The sequence below is a fragment of the Anaerolentibacter hominis genome (assembly GCF_032380675.1).
Classification (GTDB): domain Bacteria; phylum Bacillota; class Clostridia; order Lachnospirales; family Lachnospiraceae; genus Anaerolentibacter; species Anaerolentibacter hominis.
Map to the genome: position 1 here is coordinate 330304 of NZ_JAWDIX010000001.1, position 19145 is coordinate 349448.

Consider the following 19145-nt stretch of genomic DNA (forward strand, 5'->3'; position numbering starts at 1 on the left):
CTATTGCAGCAGATCATCCGTAACCACTGCTTCATTCAGAACCGGATCAGTCATTTCCGGACTGACAGTAGTCAGCGTGGCCATGGATTCTTCGATGTCTGCAACAGAGGAGTCCGGAGTCCGTGTAATCTGTCTCCAGGTAATCCAGATTCCTAAGCCGACAAAGATAAGGGATATGATATTTTCTGAAAGCATCTGTCCACGTATCTCAGCATCCTGCAGAACATACCAGATAAGCCCGACGGGTAATCCCTCTGCGGCAAAAGCAACTGCAAGCGTTACAAAATCAATGCCGACTGCCAGGATGACAGACAGGACGATGGTGATTGCAACCGCAGCCTTATTTAATTTGCCCTTTAATAATTTGTATCCATAGTATACACCAAGCGGAATTAAAGCATAGAGAAGACTGTACGCTCTCTCCATGAACCAGATGGTGAGGAAACAGGGAATACTGGCGATAAGTCCGCCGATAATACCGCCGATTAACCCCAGAAAATAATTTCCGCCCAGGGAATTCTTCTCAGCATTATTTTTCTCCTGTTCATATATTCCGGTGATACAGCGCTTATGTAGTGGCTGGTATCCGTTACCCATGTGAGCGTAGCTGTCACAGCCTGCGGATTTACAGATCGGACAGGTATCTACAGGACGGATACTGAATACGGAAAATGCATCCAGGACGCCCTGAATGGCACGATCATATTTTTCCAGCTGCTGCTCCGTACGTCCATCTATCAGAATATAAAAATGCTCTGCTCCCAATATCTGATAGGTGGCTATCTGTTTTAAGTTGGTTTTCAATGTCTTGCGGATCTGGGAAAATTCTCCCTGACGCACCGTAAAGACAACTTGAATCATCTTGTTTCGAAGGCTTACGGCGATTGGAAATCCGCCTGCCAGGCCATAGGCGCCTTTACCGGAAACCTTCAGATCTTTTGTGCCGGCAAATGCCTGAAATTCTTGTATCGTCATATGTTTACCAATGCATTTGCAGGTTCAACCCTGCAAAGTCTGCCTCGCATTGCGGCCCCTTCGGACTCGCTTGCAAAAATTAAGGCTGAAAGAGCAGGCAGTATGCATTCCCCTTCTCATAATATTTCTCTCAACCTCACAACTTCCCTCCCTTTCTTCGTTTCTTTTGTATCTCCCATATCGTTAATACCTTAACGATATTTTTATATTATCACATACATACTTTATGAGTCAAATTGGGAATATCGTCATTTTTAACCTGAAAAAGGACCGGAATTTCATCCGGTCCAAATGTTGACTATAAATGATTATTTGGGATCTGCTTCTGATTTTGCCTCGTAAAAGATATCATCCAGCTTACAATGAAGAGCTTTTGCAATCACTCTGGCTCTCAGAGGATGAGTCTGTTCATTTTCTCCCTTTTCTATTCGACAGATTGCATTTGCAGGAAGACCGGCTTTCTGTGATAATTGTTTTTGATTTAATCCGGCTTCCAGACGACGCCTTTTTATTTCTTCTCTTTTTGCAATGAGCATAGTATACCGCCTCCCTGTTTTTCTTTTGTACTTTCCTGAGTTATGTTCTGTCAAAAATTAGTATAAACTTATTTTATTATGCGGGTCTAAGCGTTTCGCCGTCTTATTACAGATTTCTTTAATGTTGAATGTATAATACTTGTACATGTGTACATCATTAATAATGATACAACGTACGTTTGTACGTGTCAACTAAAAAGTAAATTGTTTGTGTACATTCGTACTTGAGCATGATATAATTAAATATTATACCAACACCCAAGTTTATATCTTATGGGGGAATAAAATATTGGGAATGGAGTGATGGTATGAATCTGGCAGAAACTCTAAAAGCTTTGCGGCTGGAAAAAGGCCTCACCCAACGTAAATTATCAGAAGAAACGGGCTTATCTGTTTACTCTATCAACAGCTATGAAACGGGCCGAAGGGAACCAAACTCCAGGGCGCTTGCCGTACTGGAGCGCTATTTTCAGGTAAGCGGAGACTTTCTACTGGGCAATTGCCCGGAACGAACCGCGGCGGAGTACTTGGCAGCCCTTCCAGAGAAAAAGAAAGAGCTGATCAGTTTGTTTAATCAATTTTTGGAGGAGAACAGTAATAATCCTGCTGAACGGCAGCGGATGGCCACTACCATACTCAATGGAGTCATGGGATTAATGCCGGATGGTCTGCCGGAGTCGGAGAAAAGAGAAAACTATTCGCCCAATGAAATATTGATTATCCTGTCGGCAATTTGCAACCTGAATGCACAGGGCAGGGCAGAGCTGGCTAAAAGAGCTGGTGAATTGGCTCAGCTGTCGCAATATCAGAGACAGCAGGATGAGATTTCCTGAATCTGCATTTCAAAGAAAAACGGACCAATTGATGGTCCGTTTTTCTTTGTCTGCCATTTTATATTTTTGTTTTATAACGGAAGAGTAGCGATGAAAGCATATATCAGAAGGTCTCATAGTGAAGTTTGGACGGATTTGGAACCGGATCGGAATAAGGTTCTTTTGTCTCTGCAGGGTAGCCCACGGTGACTGCGCAGAGAATGCCGTAGCGGTCCGGTATATTCAGAAGTTTTCTGATTGCGTCCTCCGAGGGCGCTGTACCGCTGCTTCTGAGACGCATCTGAATCCAGCAGGAGCCCAGACCGAGATCGGCGGCTTCTTCCTGCAGTATCGTGGAGACAATGGCGCAATCCTCAATCCACACATCGCTTTTTTCCTTATCCCCTAATATGACGAAAACGAGTGGAGCCGTATCCATGGCAGCTGTTGATGTAGCCTTGCATAAAGCAAGCTGCCGGATCAGCTCTCGATTCTGCAGGATAACCAGCTCACAGGATTTTAGATTCTTGCCGCTGGGAGCAATCTCCCATGCCTTTAACAGCTGGGCAATCTTTTCCTGCTCTACCTTCTGGTCCTGATATTTTCTGATACTTCTTCTTTGTTTTAATAATTCCAGTAATTGGCTCATATCGGATTCCTTTCTATTGCCTGTATCGTGGCGGTAGCCCCGCTTTTTGTGGCATGCTATAATTATACCATAACCTATATAAACGCAATAAAAAATTTCTGTTCAGCATGTTTATAAATTCTTGAGAATTTAGCTGTAAGCTGAAAGATAACGAATCAGGGAGCATGGAAGGAAAGGTATAGGTACGAGAATGCAGGAATGTATATTGATTGTAGATGATGAACCGGATGTTATTGCATTGTTAAAAGACTATTTTGAGTGGAACGGCTATCGTATCCTGACCGCGGCGGATGGTGAAGAAGCGGTAAAACAGGCGGGAAAGCAGCCGGACCTGATTTTGCTGGACGTTAATATGCCTGGCTGGGACGGATTGACGGTGTGCAGAAAAATCAGGGATTATGTATCCTGTCCGATCCTGTTTCTCACAGCAAAAATAGAGGATTCAGATAAAATAAAGGGATTTGCCTCAGGCGGGGATGATTATATTCTGAAACCGTTCAGCATTGAGGAACTTGGGGCCAGAGTAGCGGCGCACATCAGGCGGGAGAGAAGACAGGCGGTTAAAAACCGGATACACTTTGAGGGAGAGCTGGTGATCGATTATACCTCACGGGAGGTGAGGTATAAGGACTGTGTTATTGGGCTTGCTCCGAAAGAATTTGAAATTGTAGAACTGCTGTCGGTCAACCGGGGGCAGATATTTGACAAGGAACGAATCTACGAAACGCTGTGGGGCTATGACAGTGAAGGGGAGGCGTCTGTGGTAGTAGAACATATCAGGCGGATTCGGGCAAAGTTTACGGCGGCGGGCGCAAATAATTATATTGAAACAGTCTGGGGAGTGGGATATAAGTGGGTAAAGTAAAGAAATGGTTTAAAAACATGTCTGTTAAGGGGACTTTTGTGGTCTATGTGCTGGGTTTTCTGCTGCTGGCGGCCGGATTGTCGCTGGTAACCCTGAGATATTGCGATAATGTTTCAAAACACATTTTATATAAGTATGAGGATCAGAACAGCGGGCTGATTCTGGACGGCACGCTCCGTATCTATGTGAACAGACAGGAGCCGGAGAAAAGCTTTACTGTCCGCGACCGGTTTCTGTACCGTCTTTCCCAGACCTGTATGTTTCTGTCTGTTCCCTTCTGGTTCTTTCTGTGTACGTTAACCGCAGGCCTGCTGTTTTATAAAAACAAGCTTAAAAAACCGTTTCAGCTGCTGAATGACGCTTCGGAAAAGATCGCAAAGCAGGAGCTGGATTTCAGTATCGAGTATGAGAGGGAAGATGAACTGGGCAGGCTATGCCGTTCTTTTGAGCATATGCGGGCTTCGCTGGAAGAAAATTACCGGGATATGTGGCGCAGGGTGGAAGAGAGAAAACAGCTGAACGCGGCATTTTCCCACGATCTTCGGACTCCCCTTACTGTCCTGCGGGGCTATGGTGACTTCCTTATGAAGTATCTGCCGGAAGAAGAACTGGACAGAGAAAAACTGACCTCGGTGGTTGCTACGATGGGCAGCCATATCAAGCGGCTGGAACGCTATACAGATACGATGAATTCGGTGCAGCGGCTGGAAGAGATTACACCGGTATATGAGTGGATATCCATTGAAACATTAAAAGATAAAGTTATAGATACAGTATCAATGCTGGCAGAAAATAAAGCGACGGATTTTTGCTGGAAGTTTGAGAGCGGCCAGGAGTTGAATATTGATGTGGAAATTGTGCTCCAGGTATTTGAAAACATATTGGCCAACAGCGTACGTTTTGCAGACAGGAGAATCTGGATACGGGCAGAATGGACAGAGGGTGAATTCAGGCTGACTGTGGAGGATGACGGGACCGGGTTTACACCAGATGGCCTTCGCAGGGCCCAGGAACCATTTTACAGCAGCAACCATGAAACGGAGAATCACTCCGGCATGGGACTGTATATTTGCCGGATTATGGTACAAAAGCTTGGAGGGAGCCTGAGCGTTGCGAACACTTCCCAAGGCGGAGCTTCTGTTTGTGCTGCCTTTGCCTGCAAGATCAGGGATTTGAGCTGATTTTCACATTTCTGCGGACTGTTGTTAAAATATTGATTTTTGCAGGCTATGATCATCTTGTGAGCCGGAAGAAAGCCGGCCGCAGAGAGGATGGTGGTACTGCAATGGAGGAGGATCGCATTATAATTCAGCACGTAAGTAAATATTATGGGAAAAAACAGGTGCTGTATGATTTAAATTTGACGATAGAAAAAGGAATGTTCGGGCTGTTGGGCCGAAACGGCGCCGGGAAGAGTACGCTGATGAAGCTGCTTGCTTCTCTCCTGAATAAGCAGGAAGGGAAAATAACTGTCTGCGGCGTGCCGATTGAACATTCCGGGGAAGTCCGCCGGATTATCGGCTATCTGCCCCAGGACTTCAATGTCTATCCTTCCATGAGGGCGGAGGAAGCAATGGACTATCTGGGCGTATTATCCGGGCTTAGCCGGAGCTGCCGGAGGAAGAGAACGGACGAACTGCTGGAACGGGTGAACCTTCAGAATGAACGGCGAAAAAAAGTGAAATCTCTGTCCGGAGGGATGAGACAGAGACTGGGAATTGCCCAGGCACTGCTCAATGATCCAAAAGTATTAATCGTGGATGAACCTACCGCCGGACTGGACCCGGAAGAAAGAATCCGATTCCGGAATCTGCTCTGTGAGGTGGCAAAGGAGAGGATTGTCCTGCTTTCCACCCATATTGTTGGTGATATTGAGGCGGCCTGTGATAAAATAGCCATTCTGAACGAAGGGCATCTGCTTTATGACGGGACCGTGGAGAAGCTAAAGCAAAAAGTGGAAGGGAAAATATACAGGACCGAAGTCGTGACAGCTGAGGCGGACAAAATCAGGACAGAGTATATCGTTACCGGTATGGTAAGAAAAGGAGAAATGTGCAGTGTCCGGTTTTTGTCGGATCGGCCTGGCTTGCCGGGGGCAGCAGCGTGTATCCCCAATGTGGAAGACGCCTATATGTACTGCCTGGCTTCTTCCGGCCCGTCCGGCGGTATGACTGGGGGTGAAGTGAAATGAAAGCCCTCTTTGGAAAAGAATGGAGCAAGACAGTAAAGAGCTTAATATTCCTTCTTTCGGTCTCCGCAATCTGTATTTTTATCTGGAGTCAGGCCTTTACCCCCGTGGATATAACCAAGGCGGAAAAGCCTGTTCCGGGCGGAAATTACGGGATGAAAACGGCAGATGTACCGGAGCTTATTATGCCCCGTGCAGTACGGTCACTGGCCGGCGAGTTTCTGGAGAATGATTACACGGCATATCCGATTGGATTTATAAGACATGTCCGATTAAAAGAGGAAAAACGGCTCAGGATGGCGGACATTCTTGGGCAGCTGACGCAGACTGCGGCAGCCGAATGGATGGATATGGCAGAAACGGAAACGTCCGTGGATGGCCAGCCCGCCGGCAATGGACAGATAACAATTGACGGTTCGGATATGATTCTTTCCGATGAGGAGGGCAGCGGCGGAGCCTTTTCCATCCAGATGCCGGAGACGGACCAGATGCCGGAGACGGACCAGATGCCGGAGACGGACCGGATGCCAAAAGACGGAGATAAACAGGAGACAGAAGATATCTATTCGTTAAAGGAGGGCCTTGCCTACGACCGGTTTTGCGAATTGATGGAGCAGGCGGATGAACTGATCGGAGGCGGTTCTTCTTATGGAGAAATATACCGGCAAGGTGATTTCGGACAGATTCCCGCCACGTATGAGGATGCGGTGAAAACATATGAAGGTTTCGTCACTGAGGACCGCATTACGGGAGGATATGCAAGACTTTTCTGCGATTACCTGGGGATTATCTGTGTGCTTTTACCCGCGTTTGCGGCAGTGGCTTTGTGCCTGAAGGATAAATGGTCCGGCACCAGAGATTTGATTTATGTCCGAAGAACTTCCTCGGCACGAATCATCATCACCAGGTATCTGGCTATAGTCGCGGCATTTATGGCGGTTGTTCTGCTGCTGTCTGCAATCCGTATGGGCCAGGTGGCAACGGCTTATTCAGGCCGGGAACTGGATTATCTGGCATTTCTGAAATATCCTCTGGGATGGGTGCTGCCTTCCGTCATGATATCGGTTTCGGTGGGAATGTTTTTGACCGAGCTTACCGATACTCCGATTGGAATTGCTGCCATCAGCATCTGGTGGTTTCTGGATATCAACTGGGGGATACGGACGATCAGCGGAGGATATGATTGGACCAGTCTGATTCCAAGGCATAACAGTCTGACGAATACCTGGTTTTATAAAGAAAACTTTCAGCAGCTGGTACAGAACCGATGCTTCTATGCAGGGTTGGCCCTGGTGCTTCTGGCCGCCGCTATATTTATTTATGAAAAGAAGAGGAAGGGAGGCCTGAGAGGATTTGGACAGATGGGAAATGTATTTCGACATCATAAAAATAAACTTCAGGCGTAACTTTCTGCCTTCTCTCATTATGGGGGTGCTGCTGCTTCTTTTTATACCGTTTCTCTTCGGCATTACGGAACTGGACACAAGAGAAGCGGCAATGCCTCTGGAACTTATGGTATCCCTGTGCGGAATACTGATGATGACCACTGTTTTTTATCCCGAACAGAAAGTCAATGTAAAAGACCTGGCGGAATCCAAATGGATTGACCATCTTCTTGTATGCAAGCTCAGACTGGGATATTCAGCTGGTACGGTATTTTTGTTCACAGGATGCTTTACAGCGGTGATGAAGGCCTTCGGAAGCCAGGTCACATTGGAGCATTTTCTGGGTACCGCCGCAACCGCATTTTTTTTAGGATCTCTTGGCGCTTTTGCCTGTGGACTGAGCGGAAATATTGCCATCGGCTATATGGTTCCGCTGGTCTATTATTTGATCAACTATTCCAGCAGAGCTATGGGGAAGTTTTATTTGTTTTCCATGCAGATGGGAAGCACGGAAGAAAAGCTGTGGCTGGCCGCGGCCGGTATTGTACTGCTGTTTCTGCTGTTTGGGATAAAACGAATACAGATGCGTATCCGATAGAGGATACCAGCACAAAAAGAGAGGACCGCCATTCCGGCGGTCCTCTCTTTTACATAGGAAAGTTCTCCAAACTTTCCTATGTAAGAAAAAATCCTCCGGGGGATCGCACTGCGGCGGAAAGGAATTGTGTTGCCAGAGCAACCCGCCGCAGGCGGAGAATCCCGCTTGCGGGATTCTTTGTTCATCATGAAAACAGAATATTGCTTATATCGTTCATAACCAGTATGCCGGCACCCAGAAGGGACGGATCGGTCTTGGATGTAGAGAGCCGTATCGTGAGATGATCGTAAATCTCCGGATGGACATGCTCGCTGACATATTTTTTGACAATGCCGAGCAGCCGTTCCCCGCCCCCAAATGTGACCATCTCGTCGCCGAAAATAATGAAATCCGGGTTGTAGGTATAAATAATGTTGACGACGCCTACTGCCAGATACCGGATCGTGCTGTCGAAAACCGTACAGGCAAGGGGGTCACCCATTTTCAATTGCTGAAAAAATTCTTTCAGTGTGGAATCGGGAGTCAGAGAGGTGGCCCTATATTCTCCGGCCTGGCTGTGCACCTGCTTTAACAGTGCATCGGTGGATGCATACAGTTCCAGACATCCACGGTTGCCGCATTTGCACGGTTCGCCGTCGATGCATACAGTTGTGTGGCCGATTTCGCCCGCCAGACCCTGGGAACCGTTCAGAAGACGCCCGTCGGATACCACACCGGCTCCTATTCCTTTGGACGTTGTGACGTAGACTAGGGTCTGTCCATCCTGGATTTCCGGGTCCATCCACCACTCCGAAAGAGCGCCGATGTTGGCGTCATTCTGAGCGTAAGTAGGCAGATGAAACGCTTCATATATTATAGTTCTGATACGGATCGCCTCCCAGCCCGGGAGCTCGGTGATAACTCCAAGATACTCGCCGGAGGAATTATAGGGCCCTGGCAGAGAGATGCCGATTCCCAGAACCGGGGGATGATCCGCAATTTTGATTAACCGTCCGATTGCATCCAGCATTCTGGCCATCGTATCCATGGGGGGCAGAGCGGGGTCAATATCCTCACTGTAGCTTTCGTAGAGTTTATTTTCCATATTATAACGGCCTGCAGAAAAACCGCTGTTTGTGATCCTTACCTGAATAATATGGTAACGCTCCATGTTTAGGGATAAACCGATGGAACGGCGGCCGACTCTGCCGGATTCTTTGGGATATTCGTATACCAGTCCCTGCTCCAGGAGGACATTCACCAGATTGGAAATGGTGGTCTGGGTGAGACCGGTAATTCTGGAAAGATCAATTCTCGTATCGGCCTGGTGCTTCCTCAAAGAATTAATAACCAGAGCCATATTCATTTTTTGTATGTCACTTTGATTCACTCCATGTCCAATTCGCGCATTCATAGGACAGCCTCCTGCTTACCAGAACCGATCACTGGTTATTTGCTAAAATGATTTGATAAAGTATAGCACATTCTCCTGATTCTTACAAGAATAATGATAGATGATTCAACCTTATATGCTCCATGGAGAGATAGTTAATTAATTGAGTTTATTAATTCAAAAGCGTGAAATAAGCATATAAATACAACAATTATGAAAATTCATAGGGGTATTGACAAATAAATAAGCACCTTCTATAATTTAATTAATTAAATCATTGGATTAATTAATTCGGAAGAATATTATGATTTAGATGGTAAAGCGGGTTGATTAAATGAGAAATGGAGATGAGTCGATGGAAAAAGAAACGAACAGGGAAAGTGCAATTTTGGAATTTCAGCATATAACCAAGAGGTTTCCGGGAGTAAAGGCATTGGATGATATTTCTCTGGCTGTACGAAAAGGGACCGTTCACGTTCTGGTGGGCGAAAACGGGGCGGGCAAATCGACTTTAATGAAAATACTGGACGGAATTTATCACGCGGATGAAGGGAAGATCCTGCTGGAGGGCAAGGAGGTGGAGATTAAAAGCTCACAACAGGCAAAGACGCTTGGCATCGGAATGATTCATCAGGAGCTGAACATTGTGGGAGAGCTGTCAATCGCGGAAAATATTTTCCTGGGCAAGGAACCGACCGGCCGTCTGGGACTCGTGGACAAAAAAAGCCTGTATCGTATGGCCGATGAGTTTATGAGGGAGCAGGAACTGAATTTCTCACCCTCCATGAAGATGAAAGAAATGTCGGTTGGAGAACAGCAGATGATCGAGATTATCAAAACGGTTTTCTTCCAGTCCAAGATTATTATCATGGATGAACCCACCTCTTCCTTAAGCGGGGAAGATGTTAAGAAACTGTTTGAAAAGATCCGGGAGCTGAAAGAAAAGGGTACTACGATTATCTATATTTCCCACCGTCTGGAGGAAATTGAGGCGATCGGGGATGTGCTGACCGTGATGCGGGACGGACGGGTCATTGAGACAAGACCGGTTCGGGACTGGACCAGAAACAGCATTATTACGGCAATGGTAGGACGCAGCATCGAGAATTCATATCCCAAAGAGGCCTGTCCGGTGGGCGGGGTTATGCTGGAGATAAAGGGGATGAGCAACGAAAGGGTAACGGATGTGAGCTTTTATGTCCGGAAAGGAGAAATTCTGGGCTTTGCAGGTCTGGTGGGAGCCGGACGGACGGAAGTGGCAAGAGCTGTCTTCGGAATGGACCCTGTGCGGCAGGGGGAACTTGTGCTGGAGGGCAGGCAGGTTGTGATCAAACGCCCCAGAGACGCGGTTGACCTTGGAATTATGATGGTTTCGGAGGACAGGAGAAGATACGGACTGGTGACGAAACTGAGCATCAGAGAGAACATCTCTCTGCCCAACTATGGAAGATTTTCATCCTCTCCCTTCGTAAACCGGAAAAAAGAGAAAGCGGAAGGCGTACGGATGGCAGAGCTGCTCAGTGTAAAGGCATCGTCGCTGGAGGCGCCCGCAGCCTCACTGTCCGGCGGCAATCAGCAGAAAGTCGTGCTGGCTAAATGGCTTCTGGCCGATCCGAAGGTATTTATCCTGGATGAACCGACCAGGGGAATTGATGTAGGCGCAAAATATGAGATTTACCGGATTATGTGCCGTCTTGCGGCACAGGGAATTTCCATTATTATGATATCCTCCGATCTTCCTGAACTTATCGGTATGGCGGACCGGATCTATGTTATGCATGAGGGAAGGATTGCGGGGGAAGTGGAAGGTGAAAAGATGACCCAGGAAAATATCATGTGGCTGGCGACCGGCGGCAGAGAAGACGGTCAGCGGACGCAACAAGGAAGGGGAGTAGAAGATGGGTACAAAAGCAAATGAACTGCACAAATTTAATTGGGGCGCCTTTCTGGGAAAATACGCGATTTATTTTATATTCCTTGCGATGTTTTTAATATCGGCGCTGATTTCGGATTCCTTCCTGAATTTTGCCAATCTGGTCAATGTTCTCCGGCAGATGAGTGTGGTGACAATCATCGCCTGCGGTGAGACGATGGTTATTATCGCGGGTATGACTGACCTGGCGCCGGGGGCTATTCTGGCTATTTCCGGATGTGTGGGCATCGGAGTCAGCATAAGGACCGGAAGCCCGCTGCTGGGCCTGCTGGTAGGAATCGCCATCGGCGTTGCCGCAGGTATTGTAAGCGGCATTGCGGTTTCCCAGTTCCGGGTTCCGCCGTTTATTGCCACACTGGCAGTCATGAATATCTGCAGGGGTGCGGCCTATGTCTATACGGACGGCAAGACGATTTACAATATCGGATCGTTTGCCTGGTTCGGGCAGGGAAGCATTCTGTCGGTTCCTGCCCCGATCGTTTTTATGATACTTGTTATCCTGCTCAGTTTTATAATATTGAATCGGACAAAATTCGGAAGATACCTGTACGCGGTAGGGGGCAATGAGGAAGCGGCTATCGCGTCGGGTATTAACACGAAGAGGATAAAGCTGAAGGCATACATGATTGAATGCGGTCTGGCGGGACTGGGCGGAGTTATTCTCTGTTCCCGGTTAAACAGCGGAATCCCCTCTGCGGGCATGAGCTATGAATTTGACGCGATTATTGCTGCAATTATCGGAGGGACCTCCTTTTCAGGAGGCATCGGAACCATATCGGGTACAATCGTGGGCTCTGCAATTATCGCGCTGTTAAATAATATGCTGAATCTGCTGAGCGTACAGTCTTATTGGCAGTCGATTGTCAAAGGAATTGTCATTATGATTGCCGTGATTATCGACATGTCCAGAAAACCGGCAAAATAAGCATTTTCGGGCAGAGCTGCCGGAAAATGTTGATATAGGAAGCCTGAAATACATACCAAAAAGAATGGAGGAGTTACAATGAAACAGAGAAAAAGTATGCTGGCGGTTCTGTTGATTTTTACCCTGCTCTTCTCGTTAAGCGGATGCGCGAAGACAGATGAACCGGCCGGAGACGGGAACGGAAAACAACAACAGACAGAGGAGGGAGGAAAATTCAGTATCGGTCTCGTGGCAAAGAATCAGACCGATCAGTTTACCGCCTGGCAGGCCAATGAAATCATGAATACCTGTCAGAAGGACTATGCGGATGTATTTGATATTGAAATGATTGACGGAGAGGGGGACAATGCCAAAATTATCAATGCCATTGAAACCTTTACAGCCAAGGGAGTAAATGCGATCCTGGTTCAGCCGGATGATAAGGAGGCGATCAAGACTACGATAAGCGCGGCCTACGACAAGGGGATTATTGTAATTACCCTGTCTGAGAAAGTAGACGATGGACAGAGTACCTCTATTACATCCAGCGAGTACAGTATGGGCTATCTGCTGGGCAGCTGTGCGGCGGAAAAGCTGCCGCCGGACGCCAAGGTGGTTCTCATTGAAGGCCAGGCAGGCCAGTCGGCGGTAATCGGAAGAACGGAAGGCATTGAAAAGGCTCTGTCAGAGCGGGGCGATATCGAGGTTCTGGTGAAAGCAAATGCGAACTGGGCCAGGGATAAAGCGATGAATTATATGGAGGACTGGCTGGTTCTGTATCCCCATATCGACGGAGTTCTGTCCCATGATGATATTATGCTGCTGGGGGCGGTAAACGCGATCGATGCGGCAGGCAGAAGGGACGAATTCAGTTTCCTGGGCGGCGTGGACGGGCTGCCGGAGGGATGTACTGCGGTAAAAGACGGGGTGACGACCTGTTCTGTAGCCCAGGATGCACCGGCCCAGGCCAAAGCGGCTCTCGATATGGTAAAACAGACTCTAGGCGGCGGTGAGCAGAAGGATGTGGAAGTAGAGACAGAACTGATTACTTCCGACAACGTGGATAAGTGGCTGGATATACATAAAGCGGCCGGAAACATGGAATAAGGGAAGGGGACAATAACATGGATATGAAGAGTACAATAAGGGGATCACTGTTTGAACAGCTGTACCCGGAGGGCTGGGATCTGAATGAAGTCAAACGCTGCATGGATGCCGATCCGGCATCCATATGTGAAGCACAGCCTTTCTGGAACGGGAATTTCAAGCCGGTTCCGGTGAAAACACTGGAAGATTTTGCGGTATATTTTGGACATGAGATTGCCATGACGATCCGCAAAGCCCGGGAAGAGGGACGGGAACTGATTCTGATTCTGCCGGTGGGCCCGATGGCCATGTACCGCTGGACCGTCTATTTTCTGAAGGAATGGGGGGTGCCCTGTGATCATGTACATGGTTTTAACATGGATGAATGGGCCGATGCCGACGGAAATACGCTTCCTGCCGATAATCCGGTGACGTTTCAGCATGCTATGCTGAAGGCTTTTTACGGCCCTCTGGGCAGCCGGGGAATCCCGGTAAATCAAAGACACTTTGCCACCAGAGAGGAGCTGCCCCTTTACAAGGAGCAAATGGATGAACTGAAGAAAAAGGGCGCTTACCAGGCTATGGTATACGGAGTTGGCAGGGCGTGTCATATCGCCTTCTGGGACCCGCATTTTGCGAAAGACTATTCTTGCACCGAAGAATGGCTTTCGGCGACTCACCGGGTAGGGGCAATGCTCCACCCTCTTACCGTGGAGCAGAATGCCTATCTGACCTTCCATGGAAATTACCTGCCCATTACCTGTTACGCCAACACAATCGGGCCGGGTCTGATGTTCCGGTCTGACTATGCCATAGGCGGCTGTGACGGAATACTGGGCAGGGGCATGAGCTGGCAGGGTTTTTCTCTCTGGCTGACCCTTCGTTACGGGCCTGATCCGTGGATTACTTCCAGCTTTATTCCCACAATACCGGGAAAACTCTTTTTCCTGGAAGAACTGGCAGGGAGTGTGCAGGAAGTAAATCCTCACTGAGTAATAAAATCTGTCAAAACACAGCAAAAGCGCCGGCAGGCGCTTTTGCTGTGTTTTGAGCTTTATCCTGAATCAGGTCTCTCTTGTAATATACTGACAGTAGACATAGATATTCTGAATCTTTTTGGCCTGGACTCCGTCATCCGTATCAATAACCGGCTGTGTCTCGGAAGGAGTGATATAAAGCTTGAATACAATCGCGTCCTGCCCCACGTGCATCCGGCGGAACCGTTTGTAGGCAAAATCTTTTCGCTCTATGCCCAGATAATCATGGATAACCCGCTCCAGTTCGATATCTGCAAAGCAGCGCACGATATCCGTCTCATCGTACATTTCTATAATGGCCTTTGCTTCTTCAAACGACAGGTTCGTAGAGCGGTAGGTCCCCGCACCAATCACATACATTGTGCTGTTGTCCAGCAATAATAAGGGCTCTTTTTTTTCTGCCATACAATTCCCTCCTTTTCCTGATATGAAAATTATATATTGCTATCTGATTTCATGATAACAGAGCCCATAAAAGAATACAATAAATGATAAAAAATAGACAATGATCAGTTAATTTGTGAAATAATTAACCATATACAATCAATTCGCAGCCGTCATTCGTGCCGGTAATTGACCGGTTTATATATATACCGGAATATCGTATCATGATAAGCGGGAAAGGCCTGTTCGTGCCATATAAAAAGGGTTATACTTTAAAACAGATTGCGGCTCGCAGCAAGCACGCCGAGGCGTACTTGAAACGGACCGGATACAGGACCGCAGTTAACGTTTAGTTAATGTTTCCGATTTAAACTACGCAATATGTGCATTTTGGGGTGTGCGTTTGCCCGCCGCAAGATAATTCAGAGAAAATAAGAAGACAAACACAGTTTTAGGAGGACATCATTCTATGTTATCTCGTTTTAGCGTTAAAAAACCCTATACCGTCGTGGTGGCGGTGGTACTGATATTGATTCTGGGGTTTGTGTCATTTACCAATATGACTACAGACCTGCTGCCCAGCATGAATCTGCCCTATGCGGTAGTCATGACAACCTATCCCGGCGCCAGCCCGGAAGAAGTAGAGGAACAGGTCACGAAGCCGATTGAATCCTCTATGGCGACGGTCAGCAATATTCAGGAGATCAGCTCTGTTTCCAATGAGAATTACTCCCTGGTGATTCTGGAATTCGCACAGAGCACGAATATGGATTCCGTGTCTCTGGAGATGCGGGAGAGTCTGGATCAGATCGAGGGGTTCTGGGATGATGCTGTCGGCAGTCCGATTATTATGAAGCTGAACCCGGATATGCTGCCGATTATGGTGGCCGCCGTGGATGCGGACGGCATGTCCAGGGCAGAGCTCACCCGGCTGGTGGAGAATGACCTTTCCCAGGAACTGGAGAGTATAGAGGGCGTGGCATCTGTCTCCGCTTCCGGAAATATAGACGAGAACATCCAGGTCATTATCCGTCAGGAAAAAATAGACGAGATGAATGATCAGCTGAAGAAAGGGCTGGATAAGAAATTTGCAGAAGCCCAGGAAAAGATAGACGAAGCGGACCAGGAGATAGAGGACGGCAAAAAGGAACTTACAAATGGTCGGAAAGAGCTGGAAGACGGTAAAAAGAAAGCATTTGATGAGATAGCAAAGGGTCAGACACAGCTGGAAAGCTCCCAGATGGAGGTTGTGAAAGGTGAGCTTACGCTGGATAAGCAGGAGGCAGAATTAAAAGCCCAGGAAGAACAGGTTGATTCAGCCCTGGAACAGCTGACGCCGATTGCCGAGGCTCTTGCGGCTGCTCCTGAACAGCTGCGAATGGCCAAAGAAGGGATGGCGGGTATTGAGAATGCCCTTGCGGGAATCGATCAGTTAATTGCTGCAGGGCAGTCAACACCGGAACTGCTGGCCCAGAAGCAGGCTCTGGAAGAGCAGAAGACCGTTCTGGAAGGTCAGATTGCAGCACTGGAGAATATTGACGCTTCTGTCAAGACGAAATTAATTGAAGCAGGGCTGGCGGAGGCCGGAGACAGCCGCAGCGCGTCAGATATTGTAGAAGAACAGATGACTTCTCTGAATACGGCAAAGGCTTCCATCACAAAAGGGAAAAAGGCTATCAAAGAGGCCAGGGAAAAGATTGAGAGCGGTAAGAGCGATGTGGCGTCGGCTCTGGCTGAACTGAGTAAAAATGGAGCATTGACCTCCATCCAGATCAGTACCGGCCTGGCAAAGCTGGATTTGGCCGATCAGCAGCTTGCGACCGGGCAAAAAGAACTGGATTCGGCCAAGGATGAATTAGAGAAAAGCAAAGAAGATGCCTATGATCAGATGTCTCTTGACAATATTATAACCACGGATATGGTGAAAGGAATTCTGAGCGCACAGAACTTTTCTATGCCCGCAGGTACTGTAACAGAAGATAACGTGGATATTATGGTCCGTGTGGGGAATAAGCTGGCGGACGAGAAGGATCTGGCTGATCTGGTCCTTCTGGACCCGGTCAGCATGGGAATCGAAGATATGGAACCGATCCGTGTCTCGGATGTGGCGGATGTGCTGATGACAGACAACGCGGATGAAGTGTATGCCAAAATAAATGGCAACCCCGGCCTGATTCTGACGATGGAGAAACAGACCGGTTATTCCACGGGGGATGTCTCCGAGAGGGTGAATGATAAAATTCAGGAGCTGATGGAAAAAGATGATTCCCTCCATATTACAGTCCTTATGGATCAGGGCATCTATATTGATATGGTAGTTAACTCCGTACTGCAGAACCTGGTCTTCGGCGGAATCCTGGCGATTCTTATTTTATTCCTGTTCCTGAGGGATATTAAGCCGACCCTGATTATCGCCTGCTCTATACCGATCAGTCTGCTGTCTGCTGTTGTACTGATGTATTTCAGCGGTGTGACGCTGAATATTATTTCGCTTTCCGGCCTGGCCCTGGGCGTGGGCATGCTGGTGGACAACTCGATTGTGGTGATTGAGAATATCTACCGTATGAGAAATGATGGAGTACCGATTAAGAAGGCAGCGATCGAAGGGGCGTCCCAGGTGGGAGGCGCCATTATGGCATCTACGCTCACGACGGTATCTGTATTTCTGCCGATCGTATTTACCACAGGCCTGACCAGACAGCTGTTTGTGGATATGGGCCTGACCATTGCCTATTCTCTGCTTGCCAGCCTGATTGTGGCGATGACCCTGGTACCTGCAATGGCGGCAGGTATGCTGACAAAAGAAAAGGTCAGAAAATCCGGGGCAATGGACCGTGTCAAAGAGTTTGTCGGGAGGATGATTGCCCTGGCGCTGCGGCATAAGGTTATTGTTATTCTGGGTTCTCTTATCCTGCTGGCGGTGAGCGCTTTCTGCGCAGTGTCCAGGGGAACATCCATGATGCCGGAGATGGAGAGTACGCAGGTCACCGTTACGGTATCCATGGAAGATGCTGACCTGCAGGAACTGGGTGCAATGTCCGATACGGTCATAGAACGGCTATCTGACCTGTCCGATATTGAAGCGATCGGAGCAATGGCCGGCGGAGGCGGAATGATGGGTATGGGTTCCGGCTCCGGCAGCAGTGTGACGATGTATCTGATATTGAGTGAAGATAAAACGCTGACTAATAACGAACTGGTGGAAGAGATTGAAAACAGGACCGGAGATCTGAACTGCGATATTAAGACAAATACCCAGATGATGGATATGAGCGCTCTGGGCAGCAAGGGTCTGGCAATACAGATAAAAGGAAGAGACCTGGATAAACTTCAGATGATCGCTAAGGATTTGGCGGTTAAAGTCGGAGAAGTCAAAGGAACGGCCGGGGTATCGGACGGCATTGACGAGACGACGGACGAACTGCGGGTGGTTGTAGATAAGGAGAAAGCCAGTGCGTATAATTTGACGGTCGCCCAGGTATTCCAGCTGATCAATGCCAAACTTGCCGAGGAGACCAAAGCGACAACAATAGCAACCGATGTCACAGATTATGATGTTATCATAAGTGACAGTGAAGTAGAGAAGATGACCCGGAAGGATATCAGAGAGATGACGATTCCGGTCACAAATGCAGACGGGGAAAAAGAAGAAATCGAGCTTGCCGACATCGTGGATTTTGTGGATACAGCCAGCATGAACTCCATCAAAAGAGACAATCAGTCCCGGTACATTACCGTAACAGCATCCATTGACAAGGGATACAATGTCGGACTTGTAGGCAGTGAGGTGGAGAAAGCCATCAGGGAGTATGATCTGCCGGAAGGCTATACGGCCGAGATGGCGGGTGAAGATACCACGATCAATGATGCCATGGTACAGGTATTTAAGATGCTTGCCCTTGCGCTGGCCTTCATGTACCTGATCATGGTTGCCCAGTTCCAGTCCCTGCTCTCACCGTTTATCATTATGTTTACCATTCCTCTGGCCTTTACGGGCGGATTATTCGGACTTTTCTTTACCGGCAGCGAGGTGAGTGTGGTTGCCATGATCGGATTTGTTATGCTCTCCGGTATTATTGTGAATAACGGAATTGTGCTGGTGGATTATATCAATCAGCTTCGCAGAGACGGTATGAGCAAGGCGGAAGCTATCGTGGAGGCCGGAAAAACGCGGCTGCGTCCGATCGTCATGACAGCGCTTACCACAATACTGGGCCTGTCCACTATGGCGGCCGGTTTTGGTATGGGAGCCGATATGACACAGCCGATGGCGGTTGTCACAATCGGAGGCCTGCTCTATGGAACCCTGCTGACCCTCTTTGTAGTGCCCTGTATTTACGACCTGTTCCACAGAGAGAAGCCGGTTCGTACAGAGGAACTCCAGGAGCTGTAGTATAAATACAAGTATTCCCGCTTTGGGA

16 protein-coding genes are annotated in these 19145 nt (G+C 48.1%); 11 read left to right on the forward strand and 5 right to left on the reverse strand.

Features of this window, described 5'->3' with window-relative positions; genetic code table 11:
- Positions 1-975, reverse strand: coding sequence for a hypothetical protein (locus ABCW47_RS01400; protein ID WP_343208077.1), 975 nt, complete (start codon positions 973-975; stop codon positions 1-3).
- 308 nt (positions 976-1283) lie between these two features.
- Positions 1284-1511 carry a helix-turn-helix transcriptional regulator gene (locus ABCW47_RS01405; RefSeq protein ID WP_343208078.1) on the reverse strand — a complete coding sequence of 76 codons (228 nt, stop codon included), beginning with the start codon at positions 1509-1511 and terminating at the stop codon, positions 1284-1286.
- A 308-nt stretch (positions 1512-1819) separates the two neighbouring features.
- Here ABCW47_RS01405 and ABCW47_RS01410 point away from each other — a divergent pair, with 308 nt between their 5' ends.
- A complete protein-coding gene (locus ABCW47_RS01410; RefSeq protein ID WP_343208079.1) occupies positions 1820-2344 on the forward strand; it encodes a helix-turn-helix domain-containing protein in 525 nt (174 codons plus the stop codon).
- Positions 2345-2447: 103 nt separating this feature from the next.
- Here ABCW47_RS01410 and ABCW47_RS01415 read toward each other — a convergent pair whose 3' ends face one another.
- Positions 2448-2972, reverse strand: coding sequence for a nitroreductase family protein (locus ABCW47_RS01415; protein ID WP_343208080.1), 525 nt, complete (start codon positions 2970-2972; stop codon positions 2448-2450).
- A gap of 190 nt (positions 2973-3162) precedes the next feature.
- On the opposite strand from ABCW47_RS01415, the gene ABCW47_RS01420 reads away from it, so the two are divergent.
- The 5 genes from ABCW47_RS01420 to ABCW47_RS01440 all read left to right on the forward strand — a co-directional run bounded on the left by ABCW47_RS01420 (position 3163) and on the right by ABCW47_RS01440 (position 8008).
- Positions 3163-3837: a response regulator transcription factor gene (locus tag ABCW47_RS01420; RefSeq protein WP_343208081.1), complete on the forward strand. Its 675-nt coding sequence runs from the start codon at positions 3163-3165 to the stop codon at positions 3835-3837.
- Positions 3825-5018 (forward strand): HAMP domain-containing sensor histidine kinase, encoded by a 1194-nt coding sequence (locus tag ABCW47_RS01425; RefSeq protein ID WP_343208082.1) that lies wholly within the window; start codon positions 3825-3827, stop codon positions 5016-5018. Before ABCW47_RS01420 ends, ABCW47_RS01425 begins: the two co-directional genes overlap by 13 nt.
- A gap of 104 nt (positions 5019-5122) precedes the next feature.
- A complete protein-coding gene (locus tag ABCW47_RS01430) occupies positions 5123-6028 on the forward strand; it encodes an ABC transporter ATP-binding protein (RefSeq protein ID WP_343209567.1) in 906 nt (301 codons plus the stop codon).
- 152 nt (positions 6029-6180) lie between these two features.
- Entirely contained in the window at positions 6181-7431 is a 1251-nt protein-coding gene (locus tag ABCW47_RS01435) for an ABC transporter permease (RefSeq protein ID WP_343208083.1), read from the forward strand.
- A complete protein-coding gene (locus ABCW47_RS01440; protein ID WP_343208084.1) occupies positions 7379-8008 on the forward strand; it encodes a hypothetical protein in 630 nt (209 codons plus the stop codon). The genes ABCW47_RS01435 and ABCW47_RS01440 overlap by 53 nt, the downstream gene beginning before the upstream one ends.
- Before the next feature lie 184 nt (positions 8009-8192).
- Here ABCW47_RS01440 and ABCW47_RS01445 read toward each other — a convergent pair whose 3' ends face one another.
- A complete protein-coding gene (locus ABCW47_RS01445; protein WP_343208085.1) occupies positions 8193-9401 on the reverse strand; it encodes an ROK family transcriptional regulator in 1209 nt (402 codons plus the stop codon).
- A 313-nt stretch (positions 9402-9714) separates the two neighbouring features.
- Between ABCW47_RS01445 and ABCW47_RS01450 the strand changes: the two genes are divergently transcribed.
- From ABCW47_RS01450 to ABCW47_RS01465, 4 genes are all read left to right on the forward strand, one after another.
- Positions 9715-11298 carry a sugar ABC transporter ATP-binding protein gene (locus ABCW47_RS01450; protein WP_343208086.1) on the forward strand — a complete coding sequence of 528 codons (1584 nt, stop codon included), beginning with the start codon at positions 9715-9717 and terminating at the stop codon, positions 11296-11298.
- Complete coding sequence (locus tag ABCW47_RS01455) at positions 11279-12238, forward strand: ABC transporter permease (RefSeq protein ID WP_343208087.1); 960 nt, start codon at positions 11279-11281, stop codon at positions 12236-12238. Before ABCW47_RS01450 ends, ABCW47_RS01455 begins: the two co-directional genes overlap by 20 nt.
- A gap of 78 nt (positions 12239-12316) precedes the next feature.
- Positions 12317-13324, forward strand: a complete 1008-nt coding sequence (locus ABCW47_RS01460) for a sugar ABC transporter substrate-binding protein (RefSeq protein WP_343208088.1) — start codon at positions 12317-12319, stop codon at positions 13322-13324.
- A gap of 17 nt (positions 13325-13341) precedes the next feature.
- Positions 13342-14295, forward strand: coding sequence for a 6-phosphogluconolactonase (locus ABCW47_RS01465; protein WP_343208089.1), 954 nt, complete (start codon positions 13342-13344; stop codon positions 14293-14295).
- Between the two features lie 72 nt (positions 14296-14367).
- On the opposite strand, the gene ABCW47_RS01470 is transcribed toward ABCW47_RS01465, so the two are convergent.
- Complete coding sequence (locus ABCW47_RS01470; protein ID WP_343208090.1) at positions 14368-14745, reverse strand: hypothetical protein; 378 nt, start codon at positions 14743-14745, stop codon at positions 14368-14370.
- A gap of 448 nt (positions 14746-15193) precedes the next feature.
- Here ABCW47_RS01470 and ABCW47_RS01475 point away from each other — a divergent pair, with 448 nt between their 5' ends.
- Positions 15194-19117 carry an efflux RND transporter permease subunit gene (locus ABCW47_RS01475; protein WP_343208091.1) on the forward strand — a complete coding sequence of 1308 codons (3924 nt, stop codon included), beginning with the start codon at positions 15194-15196 and terminating at the stop codon, positions 19115-19117.
- Positions 19118-19145 lie beyond the last annotated feature (28 nt).

What these genes read in the sequence shown, in the direction of transcription:
- ABCW47_RS01400 (WP_343208077.1), bottom strand. Translation starts at nt 975, where the DNA reads ATGACGATACAAGAATTTCAGGCATTTGCCGGCACAAAAGATCTGAAG.
- ABCW47_RS01405 (WP_343208078.1), bottom strand. Translation starts at nt 1,511, where the DNA reads ATGCTCATTGCAAAAAGAGAAGAAATAAAAAGGCGTCGTCTGGAAGCC.
- ABCW47_RS01410 (WP_343208079.1), top strand. Translation starts at nt 1,820, where the DNA reads ATGAATCTGGCAGAAACTCTAAAAGCTTTGCGGCTGGAAAAAGGCCTC.
- ABCW47_RS01415 (WP_343208080.1), bottom strand. Translation starts at nt 2,972, where the DNA reads ATGAGCCAATTACTGGAATTATTAAAACAAAGAAGAAGTATCAGAAAA.
- ABCW47_RS01420 (WP_343208081.1), top strand. Translation starts at nt 3,163, where the DNA reads ATGCAGGAATGTATATTGATTGTAGATGATGAACCGGATGTTATTGCA.
- ABCW47_RS01430 (WP_343209567.1), top strand. Translation starts at nt 5,123, where the DNA reads ATGGAGGAGGATCGCATTATAATTCAGCACGTAAGTAAATATTATGGG.
- ABCW47_RS01435 (WP_343208083.1), top strand. Translation starts at nt 6,181, where the DNA reads ATGAAAACGGCAGATGTACCGGAGCTTATTATGCCCCGTGCAGTACGG.
- ABCW47_RS01445 (WP_343208085.1), bottom strand. Translation starts at nt 9,401, where the DNA reads ATGAATGCGCGAATTGGACATGGAGTGAATCAAAGTGACATACAAAAA.
- ABCW47_RS01450 (WP_343208086.1), top strand. Translation starts at nt 9,715, where the DNA reads ATGAGAAATGGAGATGAGTCGATGGAAAAAGAAACGAACAGGGAAAGT.
- ABCW47_RS01455 (WP_343208087.1), top strand. Translation starts at nt 11,279, where the DNA reads ATGGGTACAAAAGCAAATGAACTGCACAAATTTAATTGGGGCGCCTTT.
- ABCW47_RS01460 (WP_343208088.1), top strand. Translation starts at nt 12,317, where the DNA reads ATGAAACAGAGAAAAAGTATGCTGGCGGTTCTGTTGATTTTTACCCTG.
- ABCW47_RS01465 (WP_343208089.1), top strand. Translation starts at nt 13,342, where the DNA reads ATGGATATGAAGAGTACAATAAGGGGATCACTGTTTGAACAGCTGTAC.
- ABCW47_RS01470 (WP_343208090.1), bottom strand. Translation starts at nt 14,745, where the DNA reads ATGGCAGAAAAAAAAGAGCCCTTATTATTGCTGGACAACAGCACAATG.
- ABCW47_RS01475 (WP_343208091.1), top strand. Translation starts at nt 15,194, where the DNA reads ATGTTATCTCGTTTTAGCGTTAAAAAACCCTATACCGTCGTGGTGGCG.